12 protein-coding genes are annotated in these 14,428 nt (G+C 74.0%); 8 read left to right on the top strand and 4 right to left on the bottom strand.

What is annotated here, in order from left to right:
* Nucleotides 1–16: 16 nt before the first annotated feature.
* Complete coding sequence (locus ACGFIA_RS01460) at nucleotides 17–595, bottom strand: GNAT family N-acetyltransferase (protein WP_357382486.1); 579 nt, start codon at nucleotides 593–595, stop codon at nucleotides 17–19.
* Nucleotides 596–630: 35 nt separating this feature from the next.
* Between ACGFIA_RS01460 and ACGFIA_RS01455 the strand changes: the two genes are divergently transcribed.
* Nucleotides 631–1,935, top strand: a complete 1,305-nt coding sequence (locus ACGFIA_RS01455) for a glycosyltransferase family 87 protein (protein WP_357467378.1) — start codon at nucleotides 631–633, stop codon at nucleotides 1,933–1,935.
* On the opposite strand, the gene ACGFIA_RS01450 is transcribed toward ACGFIA_RS01455, so the two are convergent.
* Nucleotides 1,840–2,385 carry a GNAT family N-acetyltransferase gene (locus tag ACGFIA_RS01450; RefSeq protein WP_357467382.1) on the bottom strand — a complete coding sequence of 182 codons (546 nt, stop codon included), beginning with the start codon at nucleotides 2,383–2,385 and terminating at the stop codon, nucleotides 1,840–1,842. The genes ACGFIA_RS01455 and ACGFIA_RS01450 overlap by 96 nt on opposite strands.
* 95 nt (nucleotides 2,386–2,480) lie before the next feature.
* On the opposite strand from ACGFIA_RS01450, the gene ACGFIA_RS01445 reads away from it, so the two are divergent.
* From ACGFIA_RS01445 to ACGFIA_RS01420, 6 genes are all read left to right on the top strand, one after another.
* On the top strand, nucleotides 2,481–3,710 hold the full coding sequence (locus ACGFIA_RS01445; protein ID WP_357382492.1) for a DNA glycosylase AlkZ-like family protein: 1,230 nt from the start codon (nucleotides 2,481–2,483) through the stop codon (nucleotides 3,708–3,710).
* Nucleotides 3,700–4,305, top strand: a complete 606-nt coding sequence (locus ACGFIA_RS01440) for a DUF2752 domain-containing protein (RefSeq protein WP_357382494.1) — start codon at nucleotides 3,700–3,702, stop codon at nucleotides 4,303–4,305. The genes ACGFIA_RS01445 and ACGFIA_RS01440 overlap by 11 nt, the downstream gene beginning before the upstream one ends.
* 124 nt (nucleotides 4,306–4,429) lie before the next feature.
* A complete protein-coding gene (gene thyX / locus ACGFIA_RS01435; RefSeq protein ID WP_357382768.1) occupies nucleotides 4,430–5,167 on the top strand; it encodes an FAD-dependent thymidylate synthase in 738 nt (245 codons plus the stop codon).
* Nucleotides 5,168–5,219: 52 nt separating this feature from the next.
* Complete coding sequence (gene dapA / locus ACGFIA_RS01430; protein ID WP_357382496.1) at nucleotides 5,220–6,146, top strand: 4-hydroxy-tetrahydrodipicolinate synthase; 927 nt, start codon at nucleotides 5,220–5,222, stop codon at nucleotides 6,144–6,146.
* Nucleotides 6,147–6,197: 51 nt separating this feature from the next.
* A complete protein-coding gene (locus ACGFIA_RS01425) occupies nucleotides 6,198–7,886 on the top strand; it encodes a ribonuclease J (RefSeq protein ID WP_120571099.1) in 1,689 nt (562 codons plus the stop codon).
* A gap of 174 nt (nucleotides 7,887–8,060) precedes the next feature.
* On the top strand, nucleotides 8,061–9,611 hold the full coding sequence (locus ACGFIA_RS01420) for a S1 family peptidase (protein ID WP_357382500.1): 1,551 nt from the start codon (nucleotides 8,061–8,063) through the stop codon (nucleotides 9,609–9,611).
* Between the two features lie 73 nt (nucleotides 9,612–9,684).
* Here the strand turns inward: ACGFIA_RS01420 and ACGFIA_RS01415 are convergent, their stop codons facing one another.
* Both ACGFIA_RS01415 and ACGFIA_RS01410 read right to left on the bottom strand, forming a co-directional pair.
* Nucleotides 9,685–11,331: a YbjN domain-containing protein gene (locus ACGFIA_RS01415; RefSeq protein ID WP_357382502.1), complete on the bottom strand. Its 1,647-nt coding sequence runs from the start codon at nucleotides 11,329–11,331 to the stop codon at nucleotides 9,685–9,687.
* Complete coding sequence (locus ACGFIA_RS01410) at nucleotides 11,328–11,807, bottom strand: YbjN domain-containing protein (protein WP_357467386.1); 480 nt, start codon at nucleotides 11,805–11,807, stop codon at nucleotides 11,328–11,330. Before ACGFIA_RS01410 ends, ACGFIA_RS01415 begins: the two co-directional genes overlap by 4 nt.
* A gap of 113 nt (nucleotides 11,808–11,920) precedes the next feature.
* Between ACGFIA_RS01410 and ACGFIA_RS01405 the strand changes: the two genes are divergently transcribed.
* Entirely contained in the window at nucleotides 11,921–14,377 is a 2,457-nt protein-coding gene (locus ACGFIA_RS01405) for a DNA translocase FtsK 4TM domain-containing protein (RefSeq protein ID WP_357476196.1), read from the top strand.
* Nucleotides 14,378–14,428: the final 51 nt, after the last annotated feature.

The raw sequence follows: 14,428 nt of genomic DNA, 5'->3' as shown, positions 1-14,428 counted from the left end.
CGAGCGGAACTCATCGCTACGCGGTCGGGTCTTCCTCCGCGGTCGCCACGTGGAAGCGGAGCTGGGGGACCAGCATGTCGTCCACGTCCAGCGCGCGGGTCGCGCCGTCCGGCTCCCAGCCGGTCGAGCCGAGGAAGTCGCGGGTCGCCGCGTCGGCGTCGAACGCCCACGCCACCGCCCGGGTCAGCCCGTCCTCCCGCCAGTGCTCCACGGCCGAGGCGAGCAGCCGGCTGCCGTGCCCGCGCCGCCCCCACCGGGGCTCGACCAGCAGGTCGGTCACCGCCGCGACGCCCGAGCCGAGCGCCTCGGCCGGCTCGTCCGGGGCGAGCGCGTCGGCATCGGCCGGACCGGAGGCGACGAACCCCACCAGATAGGATTGCGCCGCCTGTTCGACGGCGACCAGCACCCGGTGCGCGCCCGAGGGCGGCTCCTGCACCGCCGCGCTCCACCGCCGCGCGAGGTACGCCTCGTCGAGGTTGTCGAGCACGTGCCGTGGCAGGATCCGGCGGTACGCGACCCGCCAGGTCGCGAGCTGGATGCGTGCGATCTCGCCGGCGTCCTCGGGACGCGCGGGCCGGACGTAGCCTGCAGCCATGGCACGTGAGCCTACGCAGGGCGAGGAGGGTGACTGTGGCGCAGGGTGCCGGGCGGACGATCACGCAGGTCGTCGCCGTGGCGGCGCTCGCCGCGGCGGTCACCGTGTTCCTCTCCGTGGCGGCGGTCCGGCACGGCTTCTTCGACCTCCAGGTCTACTACGGCGCATTGACTTTCTGGGCTCGTGACGGCGGGGAGATCTACGACTTCCTGCGCCCCGGCACCCAGTACGGCTTCACCTATCCGCCGTTCGCCGCGCTGGTGATGCTGCCCATGGCGTACCTGCCGTGGATCGCGGCGATCACGGTCAGCGTGACCGCGACGGTGCTGGCCAGCGCCGTGGTGATCTGGCGGCTGCTGGACCCGGTGGCCCGCCGGTCCGGCTGGACCCGCTGGTTCGCGCTCGCGGTCGCGCTCTGCCTGGCCGCCGCGTACGAGCCGATGCGCGAGACGGTCAACTTCGGTCAGGTCAACATGCTGCTGCTGTTCCTGGTGGCGGTGGACCTGCTGTGGCTGCTGCCGGCGCGCAGCCGCTGGGCGGGTGTGGGCATCGGCCTGGCCACCGCGATCAAGCTGACGCCCGGCATCTTCATCGTCTACCTGCTGGTCACCGGCCGCTGGCGGGCCGCGTTGACGACAGTCGGCACGGCCGCCGTGGCCACGCTGGTGGCGGCCGGGCTGTTCCCCGACGCCTCCCGCGAGTTCTGGACCGAGGCGCTGTGGAACACCGACCGGGTCGGTGAGCTGGCGTTCGTCTCCAACCAGTCGCTGCGCGGGGTGGTGGCCCGGCTCGACCCGCAGCACCCCAGCACGATCGCGTGGCTGGTGCTCGTACTCCTGACGCTCGTGGTGTGGGCGTGGCGGTCGCGGGCGGCGGTGGCCGCCGGCGACGAGGCCACCGGCCTGGCCCTCACCGGCGCGGTGATGTGCCTGGTCAGCCCGGTGACCTGGGTGCATCACCTGGTCTGGCTGCTGCCGGGTCTGATCCTGCTGGTCGACAACGGCATGGCGGCGCCCGCGCGCAGCCGCCCGCGCCGTCTGCTGCTGGCCGCCGCGCTTATCGGGTACGCGCTCCTGTGCAGCCGGATCGTCTGGTCCTGGGAGAAGGACTTCTCCGGCGTGGACGGGTTCCTCGGCAGCAACACGTACGTGTGGATCAGCCTGGCGCTGCTGCTGGGGCTGCCGATTCGCCGCTGGCTCACACCGGCCGGCGGTGAGCGGCACGGCGTGGACGTCCCGGCCGGGTCAGCCTCCGGCGGTGTACCGCAGCTCGCGGAGCAGGACCGGGGCGCGTCCACCGTGCAACGGCACCGCGTAGGTGGACTCCTCCCCGTCAGGTGAGTGCCCGGCCCGCTCGTAGAAGCGGCGGGCCCGGGCGTTGTCGGCCAGCACCCACAGCCGGTACCCGGTCCAGCCGCGCTCGGCCAGGCCGTCGCGGGCCGCCGCGAGCAGCGTCCGGGCGGCCCCCGAGCCCCAGTGCGCCGGCTCCAGGTAGATGGCCACCAGTTCGCCGTGCGCCGGGTCGAGGTCGCCGCGGTCCTGGTTGTTCCGGTACGGCCCGAACGTGGTGAACCCGACGACCACCCCGTCGTCCTCGGCGACCAGCGTGGTGAACGGGTGCTCCGGGTCGGCGGTGCCGAGGTCGCGCCGGCGCTGCGCCCAGGCGCGGGGGTTCAGCCGGTTCAGCACCTCCGCGGGCATGATCCCGGCGTAACCGGCCTGCCAGCCGTGGACGTGCACCCGGGCGACCGCCTCGGCGTCGTCCGGTTCCTCCCGGCGGATGGTGAGCACCTGTCCGTTCTATGCCCCGACGGGCGATCGGTCCAGCCGCCGCTCCCGGCGACCTGGACCCGTCGTGTCGGAGGTCTGGATTAGGGTCGCCGACGATGGCCGCACCGGAATCGCTCTCCCTTGCCCAGGCCCGCCGGATCGCCCTGGCCGCCCAGGGCTTCGCCGACCCGGCGCCCACCGGCGTGCCCACCCGGCGGCACCTGCGCCGGGTCCTCGACCGGGTCGGGCTGATCCAGATGGACTCGGTGAACGTGCTCCAGCGGGCGCACTACCTGCCGCTCTACAGCCGTCTCGGGCCCTACCCGACGGCCCTGCTCGACTCCGCCGCCTACCGCAGCCCCCGCGAGCTGTTCGAATACTGGGCGCACGAGGCCTCGCTGGTGCCGGTCGGGCTGCACCCGGTGCTGCGCTGGCGAATGGCGAAGGCTCGCGACGACGCGTGGGGCGGGATGCGCCGGATCGCGCAGGAGCAGCCCGAGCTGGTCGCCTGGGTCCGCGACGAGGTGGCCGCCCGGGGTCCGCTGACCGCCGCCGAGATCGAGCACGACGCGCCCCGGGAGACCGGCAACTGGGGCTGGAACTGGTCGGCGGTGAAGCGGGCGCTGGAGTTCCTGTTCTGGGCCGGCGAGGTCACCGCCGCCGACCGCACCAACTCGTTCGCCCGCCGCTACGACCTGCCCGAGCGGGTGCTGCCGGCCGCCGTGCTGGACGCGCCCACCCCGGCCGACGCCGAGGCACACCGCACGCTCGTGTTGATGGCCGCCCGCTCGCTCGGCGTGGCCGCCGAGCCGGAGCTGCGCGACTACTTCCGGCTGCCGGTCGCCGGGGCGCGGCGGGCGGTGGCCGAGCTGGTCGAGGCGGGCGAGCTGACCCCGGTCACGGTGCAGGGCTGGCGGCATCAGGCCTACCTGCACGCCGACGCGCGGCTGCCCCGCTGGGTCCGCGGCAACACGCTGGTGAGCCCGTTCGACCCGCTGGTCTGGGAGCGGGCGCGCACCGAGCGGCTGTTCGGCTTCACCTACCGGATCGAGATCTACGTGCCGGCGCCCCAGCGGGTCTACGGCTACTACGTGCTGCCGTTCCGCCAGGGCGAGCGCTTCACCGCCCGGGTCGACCTCAAGGCCGACCGGAAGGCCGGGGTGCTGCTGGTGCCCGCAGCCTGGGTCGAGCCGGGCGCCGATCCGGGGGAGACCGCCGTGGCGCTCGCCGCCGAGCTGTACCGGCTGGCCGGCTGGCTCGGCCTGGACGCGGTCGCCCCGCCCGTCGCGGGCGACCTGGCGGGGCCGCTGGCCGCCGCGCTGGTGGGCGTGGCGGGTGTACGGTGAGCGCGTGACGAGCGTTGACCGGCCTGCCACCGCGACCGACCCGCACACGCGCCCGGACACCGAGCCGCACCCGCACCTGTCGTACCCGCACGGGCCGCAGGCTCCCGACGGGTCGTGGCCCTACCCGGTGGCGTACCAGCCGGTCGAGACCGACCGGTTCACCCGGATGGTGCTGCGCCTGCACGCCCGCGCCCCGCGCTGGGCGGTGCCGCTCGCCGCGCTCGGCTGTGTCGGCGTCGGCATCGCGTACGCGATGATCAGCGACCCGACCCGCAGCGACCCGGACGCCCCGCCGTCCTGCCTGCTCAAGCTCACCACCGGGCTGGACTGCCCGGGCTGCGGCGGCACCCGCGCCCTCTGGTACGTGCTGCACGGCGACCTGCCCGCCGCGGCCCGGCACCACTTCCTGTTCGTCTTCGCGCTGCCGTTCCTGACCTGGCTCTTCGTGGCCTGGGCCGGCAACCGGGCGTTCGGCTGGAAGCTGCCCGAGGCGCAGTTCAGCCCCAAGGTCGTCGGCGTGTTCCTGGCCGCCTGGGCGGTCTTCTCGGTCGCCCGTAACCTGCCGTGGGCTCCCTTCACCTCGCTCTACGTCTAGCCTTCTCCGCCGGAGCGCTCCGCTGTCCGGGATCTTGGACACCTGGGCGGAGCGCCCGCTGGCCGGCCGCGTGCCCGATTTCCGCGCCGGGCGCGGGCCAACTACAGTCGCAGGAATGCCGGAGATGGTTCAGCCCCAGGTCAAGTTGATCGCGTGGACCCAGTTCCAGGCGCCGGAAGAGGTGCCCTGGTCCACCGACGCCGACGGCGGGCAGGCGCTCGCCGAGTTCGCCGGCCGGGCCTGCTACCAGAGCTGGAAGAAGCCGAACCCGGCCACCGCCACCAACGCCGGTTACCTGGCGCACATCCTCGAGGTCGGCCACCTGAGCGTGCTGGAGCACGGCTCGGTGAGCTTCTACTTCAGCGGCGTCTCCCGGTCGTTCACGCACGAGCTGATCCGGCACCGGCACTTCTCCTACTCGCAGCTGTCCCAGCGCTACGTGCCCGAGCGGGACGCGGCGATGGTCGAGCCGTCGGTGATCGCCGACGACCCGGAGCTGCACAAGAGGTTCGTCGAGGCCACCGACGCGGCGGTGCGGGCGTACACCGAGTTGCTGGAGGGGCTGGAGGCCCGCTTCACCGACGAGCCCAACCCGACGCTGCGCCGCAAGCAGGCCCGCCAGGCGGCCCGGGCGGTGCTGCCGAACGCCACCGAGACGCGGATCGTGGTGACCGGCAACTACCGGGCCTGGCGGCACTTCGTGAAGATGCGCGCCACCGAGCACGCCGACGTGGAGATCCGCGAGCTGGCCGTGGAGTGCCTGCGCCAGCTCAAGGGTGTCGCGCCGAACGTCTTCGCCGACTTCGAGATCTCCACCCTGCCCGACGGCACCGAGGTGGCAGCGTCGCCGCACGCCGAGTGACTCGTCGCCCTTCGCCGCCGGGCCACCGGCGGCCGTCCGCTAGGTTGTGAGCATGACGCACGACCACTCCGCCGCCCCGAGCCGGGGCGCGTCGCGCCCGTTCGGGCGAGTGATGACGGCCATGGTGACCCCGTTCACGCCGGACGGCGGCCTGGATCTCGACGGCGCCGCCCGGCTGGCCGAATACCTCGTCGACGAGCAGGGCAACGACGCGCTGGTCCTGAACGGCACCACCGGCGAGTCGCCGACCACCACGGAGGCGGAGAAGGAGTCGCTGATCCGCGCGGTGGTCGAGGCGGTCGGTGACCGGGCCCGGATCGTCGCCGGGGTGGGCACCAACGACACCAGGCACACGGTCGAGCTGGCCGCGCAGGCCGAGAAGGCCGGCGCGCACGGCCTGCTGGTGGTCACGCCGTACTACAACAAGCCGCCGCAGGCCGGGCTGCTGAGTCACTTCACCACCGTCGCGGACGCCACCGGCCTGCCGGTCATGCTCTACGACATCCCGCACCGCGCGGGTGTGGCGATCGCCACCGAGACGCTGGTGAAGCTGGCCGAGCACGGCCGGATCGTCGCGGTGAAGGACGCCAAGGGCGACCTGTTCGCCACCTCGGAGGTGCTCAGCCGCACGGACCTGGCCTACTACAGCGGCGAGGACGCGCTGACCCTGCCGATGCTGTCGGTCGGCGCGGTCGGCGTGGTCGGCACCTCCACCCACTTCACCGGCGCGCTGACCAAGCAGATGATCGAGGCGTTCGAGGCGGGCGACAACGCCCGGGCGCTCACCCTGCACCGGCAGTTGCTGCCGCTCTACACCGGCATCTTCCGCACCCAGGGCACGATCCTGGTCAAGGCGGGCCTGGCGGCGCAGGGCCGCCCGGCCGGTCCGGTGCGGTCGCCGCTCGTCGACGCCACCGGTGACGAACTGGCCCAGCTGCGCGCCGACTGCGCCGCCGCGGGCCTGCCCCTGCCCGAATGAACAAACGACACGACGGACGCCGCGCGACGGCGTCGCAGAATGAGGTGACGCGTGACCGAGGCGCACATCGAGGGTGAGCTGCCCCCGCCGCTGCCCGAGGGCGGCCTGCGGATCATCCCGCTCGGCGGACTCGGCGCCATCGGCCGGAACATGACCGTCTTCGAGTACGATGGCAAGCTGCTCATCGTCGACTGCGGGGTGCTGTTCCCCGACGTCGAGCAGCCGGGCGTGGACCTGATCCTGCCCGACTTCGGCCCGATCCTGGACCGGCTGGCCGACGTGCAGGCGATCGTGCTCACGCACGGCCACGAGGACCACATCGGCGCGGTGCCGTACCTGCTCGCCCACAAGCCGGACATCCCGCTGGTCGGTTCCCAGTTCACGCTCGCGCTGGTCGAGGCGAAGCTGGCCGAGCGGCGGATCCAGCCGTACACGCTGACCGTGCGGGAGGGCGGCCGGGAACGGCTGGGCCCGTTCGAGTGCGAGTTCTTCGCGGTGAACCACTCGATCCCGGACGCGCTCGCGGTGGCCATCCGTACCCCGGCCGGCCTGGTGCTGCACACCGGCGACTTCAAGATGGACCAGCTTCCGCTGGACGGACGGATCACCGACCTGGCCGGGTTCGCCCGGCTCGGCGCCGAGGGCGTCGACCTGCTGCTGTCCGACTCGACGAACGCGGAGATCCCCGGGTTCGTCACGCCGGAGCGGGAGATCGGCCCGGTCCTCGACTCGATCTTCGCGAAGGCCAAGGGGCGGATCATCGTCGCCTCGTTCGCCTCGCACGTGCACCGGGTGCAGCAGGTCTTCGACTCGGCCGTCGAGCACGGCCGCAAGGTGGCGCTGATCGGCCGGTCCATGGTCCGCAACATGGGCATCGCCCGCGACCTGGGCCTGCTGAACATCCCGCCCGGCCTGGTGGTCGGGATCGAGGAGGCCACGAACCTGCCGCCCGAGCAGATCGTGCTGATGTCCACCGGTTCGCAGGGCGAGCCGATGAGCGCGCTGGGCCGGATGGCCAGCGGCGACCACCGGCACATCACCATCGCGCCCGGCGACACCGTGGTGCTGGCGTCCTCGCTGGTCCCCGGCAACGAGACCTCGGTCTACCGGGTGATCAACCGGCTGGCCCGGGCCGGCGCCGTGGTGGTGCACAAGGACGTGGCGAAGGTGCACGTCTCCGGGCACGCCCCGGCCGGCGAGCTGCTCTACCTGCTGAACGTCGTACGCCCGAGCAACCTGATGCCGGTGCACGGCGAGTGGCGGCACCTGCGGGCGCACGCCCGGCTCGGCATCGAGTCCGGCGTCGCGCCGGACCGGGTCGTGCTCTGCGAGGACGGCGACGTGGTCGACCTGGTCGAGGGCCGCGCCAGCCTGGTCGGGCGGGTGAAGAGCCGGTACGTCTACGTCGACGGTCTCGCCGTCGGCGACGTCAGCGAGTCGCTGCTCACCGAGCGCCGGATTCTCGGCGACGGCGGGTTCATCGCCGCGACTGTCGTGGTCGACTCGGTCACCGGCAAGGTGGTCGCCGGGCCGACCGTCTCGGCGAAGGGCTTCTCCGAGGACCCGGCCGCGTTCAACCCGGTGGTCCCGCTTGTCACAGAGGCGCTGAACCGGGCCGCCGCGGACGGCATCACCGACCCGCACCAGCTCCAGCAGATCGTCCGCCGCACCGTGGGACGCTGGGTCAACGACGCGTACCGCCGTCGGCCCATGATCGTCCCGACCGTCGTCGAGGTCTGACCCGGCCGCGCCGCGCGCCGGTCCACCCTTCGCGGTGGGCCGGCGCCGTCGCTTTCCGGGTACGCCCCGACACGGCGCGTCGAAACCCTCCGGTAACCCTCATCCGATCGGCGTCCGTCTCCGTACCTTCCGACGGCCGGCGTGCCCCTGCGCCGGTCGGGAGGAGCGTGGCGGATGGACCGCAGACGGATGACAGCCATCGGCGTAGTGGTGGCGGCGGCCGGGTTGACGGCGGCGGTGACCCTGCCCTCGTTCGCCGGTGAGGAACCCCGGCGGGCCACCCCGGCGGCCGACGGCGTCGCGCCGGAGGTCCTGGACGCGATGGGCCGCGACCTCGCGCTGACCCGCGACCAGGCGGTGAAGCGGCTGCGGACCGAGCGGTGGGCGGCCGGCACCGTCACCCGGCTGCGCGGGGAACTCGGCGCCGGGTACGGCGGGAGCTGGCTCAGCGCGGACGGCGCCACGCTCACCGTGGCGGTGGCCGACGCGGCCGGCGAGGCGCGGGTACGGGCCGCGGGCGCGGTCCCGAAGCGGGTCGCCCGGGGGGTCGCCGAGCTGGACGCGGTGAAGACCCGGCTGGACGCGGCGGGCGACGACGCCAGCCCCGACGTGGCCGGCTGGTACGTCGACGTCACCGACAACGCGGTGGTGGTGATCGCCCGGCCGGGCGCGGAGGCCGACGGTCGCCGGTTCGCCGCCGCCGCCGGATCGAAGGCCGCCATGGTCCGGGTGCGTACCGCTGACGAGGCCCCGCGTCCGCTGTTCGACGTGCGCGGCGGCGACGCCTACCTGATCAACAACGCGGGCCGCTGCTCGGTCGGCTTCTCCGTGGTCGGCGGGTTCGTCACCGCCGGGCACTGCGGGCAGCCGGGGGACCGCACCACCGGGTCCAACCGGGTCGCCCAGGGCACGTTCGCCGCCTCCTCGTTCCCCGGTGACGACTGGGCGTTCGTCCGCGTCAACGCCGACTGGACGCCGCAGGGCGTGGTGACCGACTTCAACGACGGCGGCACGGTGGCGGTGAACGGCTCCACCGAGGCGCCGGTCGGCGCGTCGATCTGCCGGTCCGGCTCCACCACCGGCACCCGTTGCGGCCTGATCCAGGCGAAGAACGCCACAGTCAACTACCCCCAGGGGACTGTCACCGGGCTGACCCGTACGAACGTCTGCGCCGAGCCGGGTGACTCGGGCGGTGCGTGGCTCTCCGGTGACCAGGCGCAGGGCGTCACCTCCGGCGGCTCCGGCGACTGCACCCGGGGCGGCACCACGTTCTTCCAGCCGGTCAACGAGATCCTCCAGCGCAACAACCTGACCCTGGTCACCGCCGGTGACCAGCCCGCGCCCACACAGCCGCCGGCGGGCGGCGGCGAGACCACCCCGCCGGTGACCGCCGAGCCCACCCCGCCGGCCGGCGACACCGACTGCTCCGGCCAGGTCAGCCGGACCGGCCGGATCGCCGCCGGACGGACCCAGATCCAGCCGGACGGGCGCTTCTTCCGGGTGTCAGGCGGCACCCAGGAGGCGTGCCTGGCCGCGCCGGACGGCGCCCGGGTGGCGCTGGAACTGCAACGCTTCACCGGCGGCGCGTTCCGCACCGTGGCCCGCGCGGCCACCGCCGACGGCGCGGCCCGGCTGACCGCCGAGACCCCTGCCGGCGCCTACCGGTACCGCGTCGTCGGGTTGTCCGGCTCCGGCGAGTACACGCTGGCGTTCTCCGCCCGCTGACCGCCGCACCCAGACCGCGGCCCCCGCCCACCACCGCCCTGTGGTCGGGGGCCGCGCCGCGTCTGCGGCAGGCTCAGGGCAGCGCGGCGACCGCTTCGGCGTACGCGGTGCCGGTGCGGATCGCGGCTGCCACCAGCACGGCGAGCTGAGCCGGGGCCACCCCGCAGGACAGGTCGGTGGAGACACCGGCGGCCAGCACCAGCGTTCCGTCGCCGGGCTCGTGCACGTACGCGGCGGGCAGCAGCCGGTCGTGGTTCCAGGCGTTGCAGAACGCGTACGCCTCCGCGCGCCGCTCGGCCGGCAGCCGCCGCTCCGCCACCACCCGGGCGTGCAGCACGTCGCCCCGCCGCCCCAGCCGGCGGAACTGGATCGTGGCCTCGCCCCACCGCCCGGCGAGCGTGCCGTCCGGCTCAGGCGTGTACGGCTCGCCCCGGGCGTCGAGCGCGGCGGCGAGCAGCGTCGCGTCCAGCGGGGCCGGTTCCTCCGGGCCGGGCGGGCCGGGCTCGGCCGGATCGGCGTCGGGCTCCTCGTCGAACTCGCTCTCGGCGGCCAGCGACACCGGCGCGGCGAGTGGCCGCTCGGCGAGCCAGGAGGCGATCCGGCCGGACTGGTGCCCGGTGCCGTTGCGGGCGTCGAAGCTGCCGGCCAGCGCCGTCGCCAGCGCCTGCAACTGCGTACCCAGCGTCGCCACGTCCACCTCGGCGGCGGGCCGGGAGCCGTGCCCGGGGCGGTGGATCCGCCGCCCGCCCAGCCCGGCTTCGGCGGCCAGGCCGCACAGCAGCGCGCCCGCCGCGGCGAACTCCATCGCGGACAGGTCGTCGGCCGGCCGGTCCAGCTCGGGCAGTTGCTCGGTCAGGATCTCCAGCCCGCGATGCGGGTAGCCGCCCAGCGCGCAGAAGCGCAGATGCGCGGCGAGCAGCGGGAACGCGCTCCGCTCGCCCCGGTGCCGGCGGTACGCGCGTACGTGTGCCCGGGCCGCCCGCGTCACCGCCCCGGTACGCAGCCACGGCAGCAGCCCCACGGCGAGCGCCCGTTCGGGCTGGTCGGTGCAGGCCGCCGCGCCCGCCGTGGCCGCCTGCCGCTCGCCCCGCCGGGTCGGTGGCGTCTGTGGCTCGACCCAGCCGGCCAGCGCCGGCGCCAGCGCGGCCAGCGCCGCCTCCGGCTCGCCCCAGCCGGCCAGCAGGTCGGCCCGCCGGGCCGGTGCGCATCCCGGACAGCCGCCCACCGGGTCCGTGGCGTCCGCCGCCGACCAGCGCTCGTACGCGCGGCGGGCCGCCGGCTCGTCGCCGAGGTGGTCGGCGAGCCGGCAGCGCAGCTCCGCCACCGGCGCGGCGTCCTCGCCCAGCTCGTCGGCGAGCGCGTCCAACAGGGACCGGGACTGGTCCAGGCCCACCCGGGGCGTGCCGAACGACGCCTCCACCGCGTGCCGCTGGTGCCGGCGCAACCGGGTCAGCTCGTCCGGGCGGGCGTCCAGCAGCCCGGGGTGCCGGGCCAGCGTGGCCCGCATCCGCCGGACCGGCTCCACCGCGCGCCACCGCTCGCCCCGGTGCAGGTACGCCTCGACCAGCGCGAAGCGCGCCGACAGGGCGGTACGCGGATCACCTGTGGCGTCCGCCCGCGACGCGATCCGCTCCAGCTCGGCGCGGCGCTCCGCGCCGTCGGGCCGGTCCCGGGCGTCGTCGAGCGCGGCGGCGAGCCCCCTGTCGCGTGCCGTGGTCACCGCAGCGCCCCGCCGGCCAGCTCGTCGACGGCGGCGGCGAGCTGGCACCCGGTGGTCACGCCACAGTCGACGAGCCGATCGAGCTGGTGCGGTGTCACCCCGCGCTCCAGGTCGGCGGTGACCTCGCCGCACACCTGAGCCGAGCCGTCGTCGGCGACGTGCACGTACGCCTTCGGCCAGAGCCGGTCGTGGTTCCAGGCGTTGCAGAAGGCGTGCAGCTCGGGCACCCGCTCGATGCCGAAGTGGTGCGCCACGACGGTGCGTACCTGAAGCAGCTCCCCGGCCTCGCCCCGGCGGTGGAACCAGATCAGGTTCCGCTCCCAGCGGCCCACGAGCGCGCCGTCCGGCTCCTCGGCCACCGCGTACCCCCGGTGGCCGAGCACGGCGGCGATCAGCTCACCGGTCAACGGGCGCAGTTCCTGCGGGTGTCCGGTCAGCGGACCGTCCGGACCGTCCTCGATCTCCGGCGACGCCATCGGGCATCCCTTCTGAGGCGAATAACACAAACGACGGTCCGACCCGTGCTGCGACGCGCGGACACGACCCGGAAAAGCGGCGATCCACCGGGTACCGCCGTTACCGTGACTCTATGGCGGGCCGTACCTCTCAGGCGAGCCGGCGGCGCGGCGCGTCGCCGCGTGGCAACACGAACAACCGCGCCCGTCAGCCGGCGAAGAAGGCGGCGGCGCGGAAACCGGCACGGCGGCGACCGGCCCCCGGGCCGAGCCCGGCTGCGTTCGTCGGCCGGGCGGTGGGTGCTGTCTGGATGGGGCTGGCCCACACTGTCGGCTGGACGTTCCGGGCCGCCGGGCGGCAGGCCGCGTCCACCCGGGAGCTGGATCCGGAGCACCGCCGCGACGGTGCGGGGCTGCTGCTGTTCGGCCTGGCCATCCTCAGCGCGGTGGGCATCTGGGGCGGCGGCGCCGGGCCGGTGGGCCGGCACCTGGCCGACACCGTACGCCTCTTCGTCGGCGCCATCTCGATAATCCTGCCGGTGCTGTTCATGGTCGGCGCGTGGCGGCTGATGCGGACTCCGGCCGACCCCGAGCATCGCGGTCGCGGCCTGGTCGGCTGGGGTTCGATGATGCTGGCCACCGCCTCGATGCTGCACATCGGGCAGAACCCGGTCGACGAGGTCCAGCGCGACTTCGCCGGTGGCCTCATCGGCGCGGGCGTCGGCGACCTGCTGAAGTCGGCGGTGACCGCCTGGGTGGCCATGCCGCTGCTGCTCCTGCTGCTGGTGTTCGGCCTGCTCGTGGTCACCGCGACGCCGATCAACAAGATCCCGGAGCGGCTCGGCCTGCGCGCGGATCCGGCCGGGGTGGACGACGACGAGGAGTTCGCCGAGGACGAGGCGCCGGTGAAACCGGCCCGCAAGCGGCCGGCGAAGCGGATGCCGCCGCCGCTGGAGCCGCTGGACCCGGACGACGAGCTCGCCGGCGTGGACCTCCAGGAGACCCTGGTGCTGCCGCGCAAGCCGCCGAAGGTGCCGGCCAACCGCAAGCCGGTGGAGCCGCCGGAGCACTCGCCGCTGCCCACCCGCGCCGAGCAGCTCGCGCTCACCGGGCTGGCCGGCGACTACACGCTGCCACCCGCGAACCTGCTCGGCACCGGCGCCAAGCCGAAGAGCCGCAGCAAGGCCAACGACGAGGTGATCGCGGCGCTGACCGGCGTCTTCGAGCAGTTCGACGTGGACGCCGCGGTCACCGGCTTCACCCGCGGCCCGACAGTCACCCGGTACGAGGTGGAGCTGGGCCCGGGCGTCAAGGTCGAGCGGATCACCCAGCTGTCCCGCAACATCGCGTACGCGGTGAAGTCGCCGGACGTCCGCATCCTCAGCCCGATCCCGGGCAAGAGCGCTGTGGGCGTGGAGATCCCGAACACCGACCCGGAGAACGTGTCGCTCGGCGACGTGCTGCGCTCCCGCGAGGCGACGAGCGACCACCACCCGATGGTGGTGGCGCTCGGCAAGGACATCGAGGGCGGCTACGTGGTGGCCAACCTCGCGAAGATGCCTCACATTCTCATTGCGGGGGCCACCGGTGCGGGCAAGTCCTCCTGCCTCAATTCGCTGCTGGTGTCCATCCTGACCAGGGCCACGCCGGACGAGGTGCGGCTGCTGCTGATCGACCCGAAGCGCGTCGAGATGACCGGCTACGAGGGCATCCCGCACCTGGTCACGCCGATCGTGACCAACCCCAAGAAGGCGGCCGACTCGCTGGAGTGGGTCGTCCGTGAGATGGACATGCGGTACGACGACCTCGCGGCCAACGGGGTCCGGCACATCGACGACTTCAACCGCAAGGTGCGCAACGGCGAGATCAAGGCGCCGCCGGGCAGCGAGCGGGAGATGCGGCCGTACCCGTACCTGCTGGTGATCGTGGACGAGCTGGCCGACCTGATGATGGTCGCGCCGCGCGACGTGGAGGACTCCATCGTCCGGATCACCCAGCTCGCCCGGGCCGCCGGCATCCACCTGGTGCTCGCGACGCAGCGGCCCTCGGTGGACGTGGTCACCGGCCTGATCAAGGCGAACGTGCCGTCCCGGCTCGCGTTCGCCACCTCGTCGCTCGCCGACTCGCGGGTCATCCTGGACCAGCCCGGCGCGGAGAAGCTGCTCGGCCGCGGCGACGGCCTGTTCCTGCCGATGGGCGCGTCGAAGCCGCAGCGCATCCAGGGCGCCTGGGTGACCGAGCGCGAGATCGCCGACGTGGTGAAGTTCTGCAAGGACCAGCGGGAGCCGGAGTTCCGGCCGGACGTGCTCGCCCCGGCGCAGGACAGCAAGAAGAAGATCGACGAGGACATCGGCGACGACCTGGACCTGCTCGTGCAGGCGGTCGAGCTGGTGGTCACCTCGCAGTTCGGGTCGACCTCGATGCTTCAGCGCAAGCTGCGGGTCGGCTTCGCCAAGGCGGGCCGGCTGATGGACCTGATGGAGACCCGGGGCGTGGTCGGCCCGTCCGAGGGCTCCAAGGCCCGCGACGTGCTGGTCAAGCCGGACGAGCTGGAGGAGGTCCTGGCCGGCCTGCGCGGCGGCGAGGACTGACGGCCCGCGCCACGGACGACGGGGGCCCACGACGACGACGGCGGCCACCAC

Source organism: Micromonospora sp. NPDC049203 (assembly GCF_043197215.1).
Classification (GTDB): Bacteria; Actinomycetota; Actinomycetes; order Mycobacteriales; family Micromonosporaceae; genus Micromonospora.
Note: the sequence above shows the minus strand (reverse complement) of the source record. Positions and strands in the feature narration are given on the sequence as shown.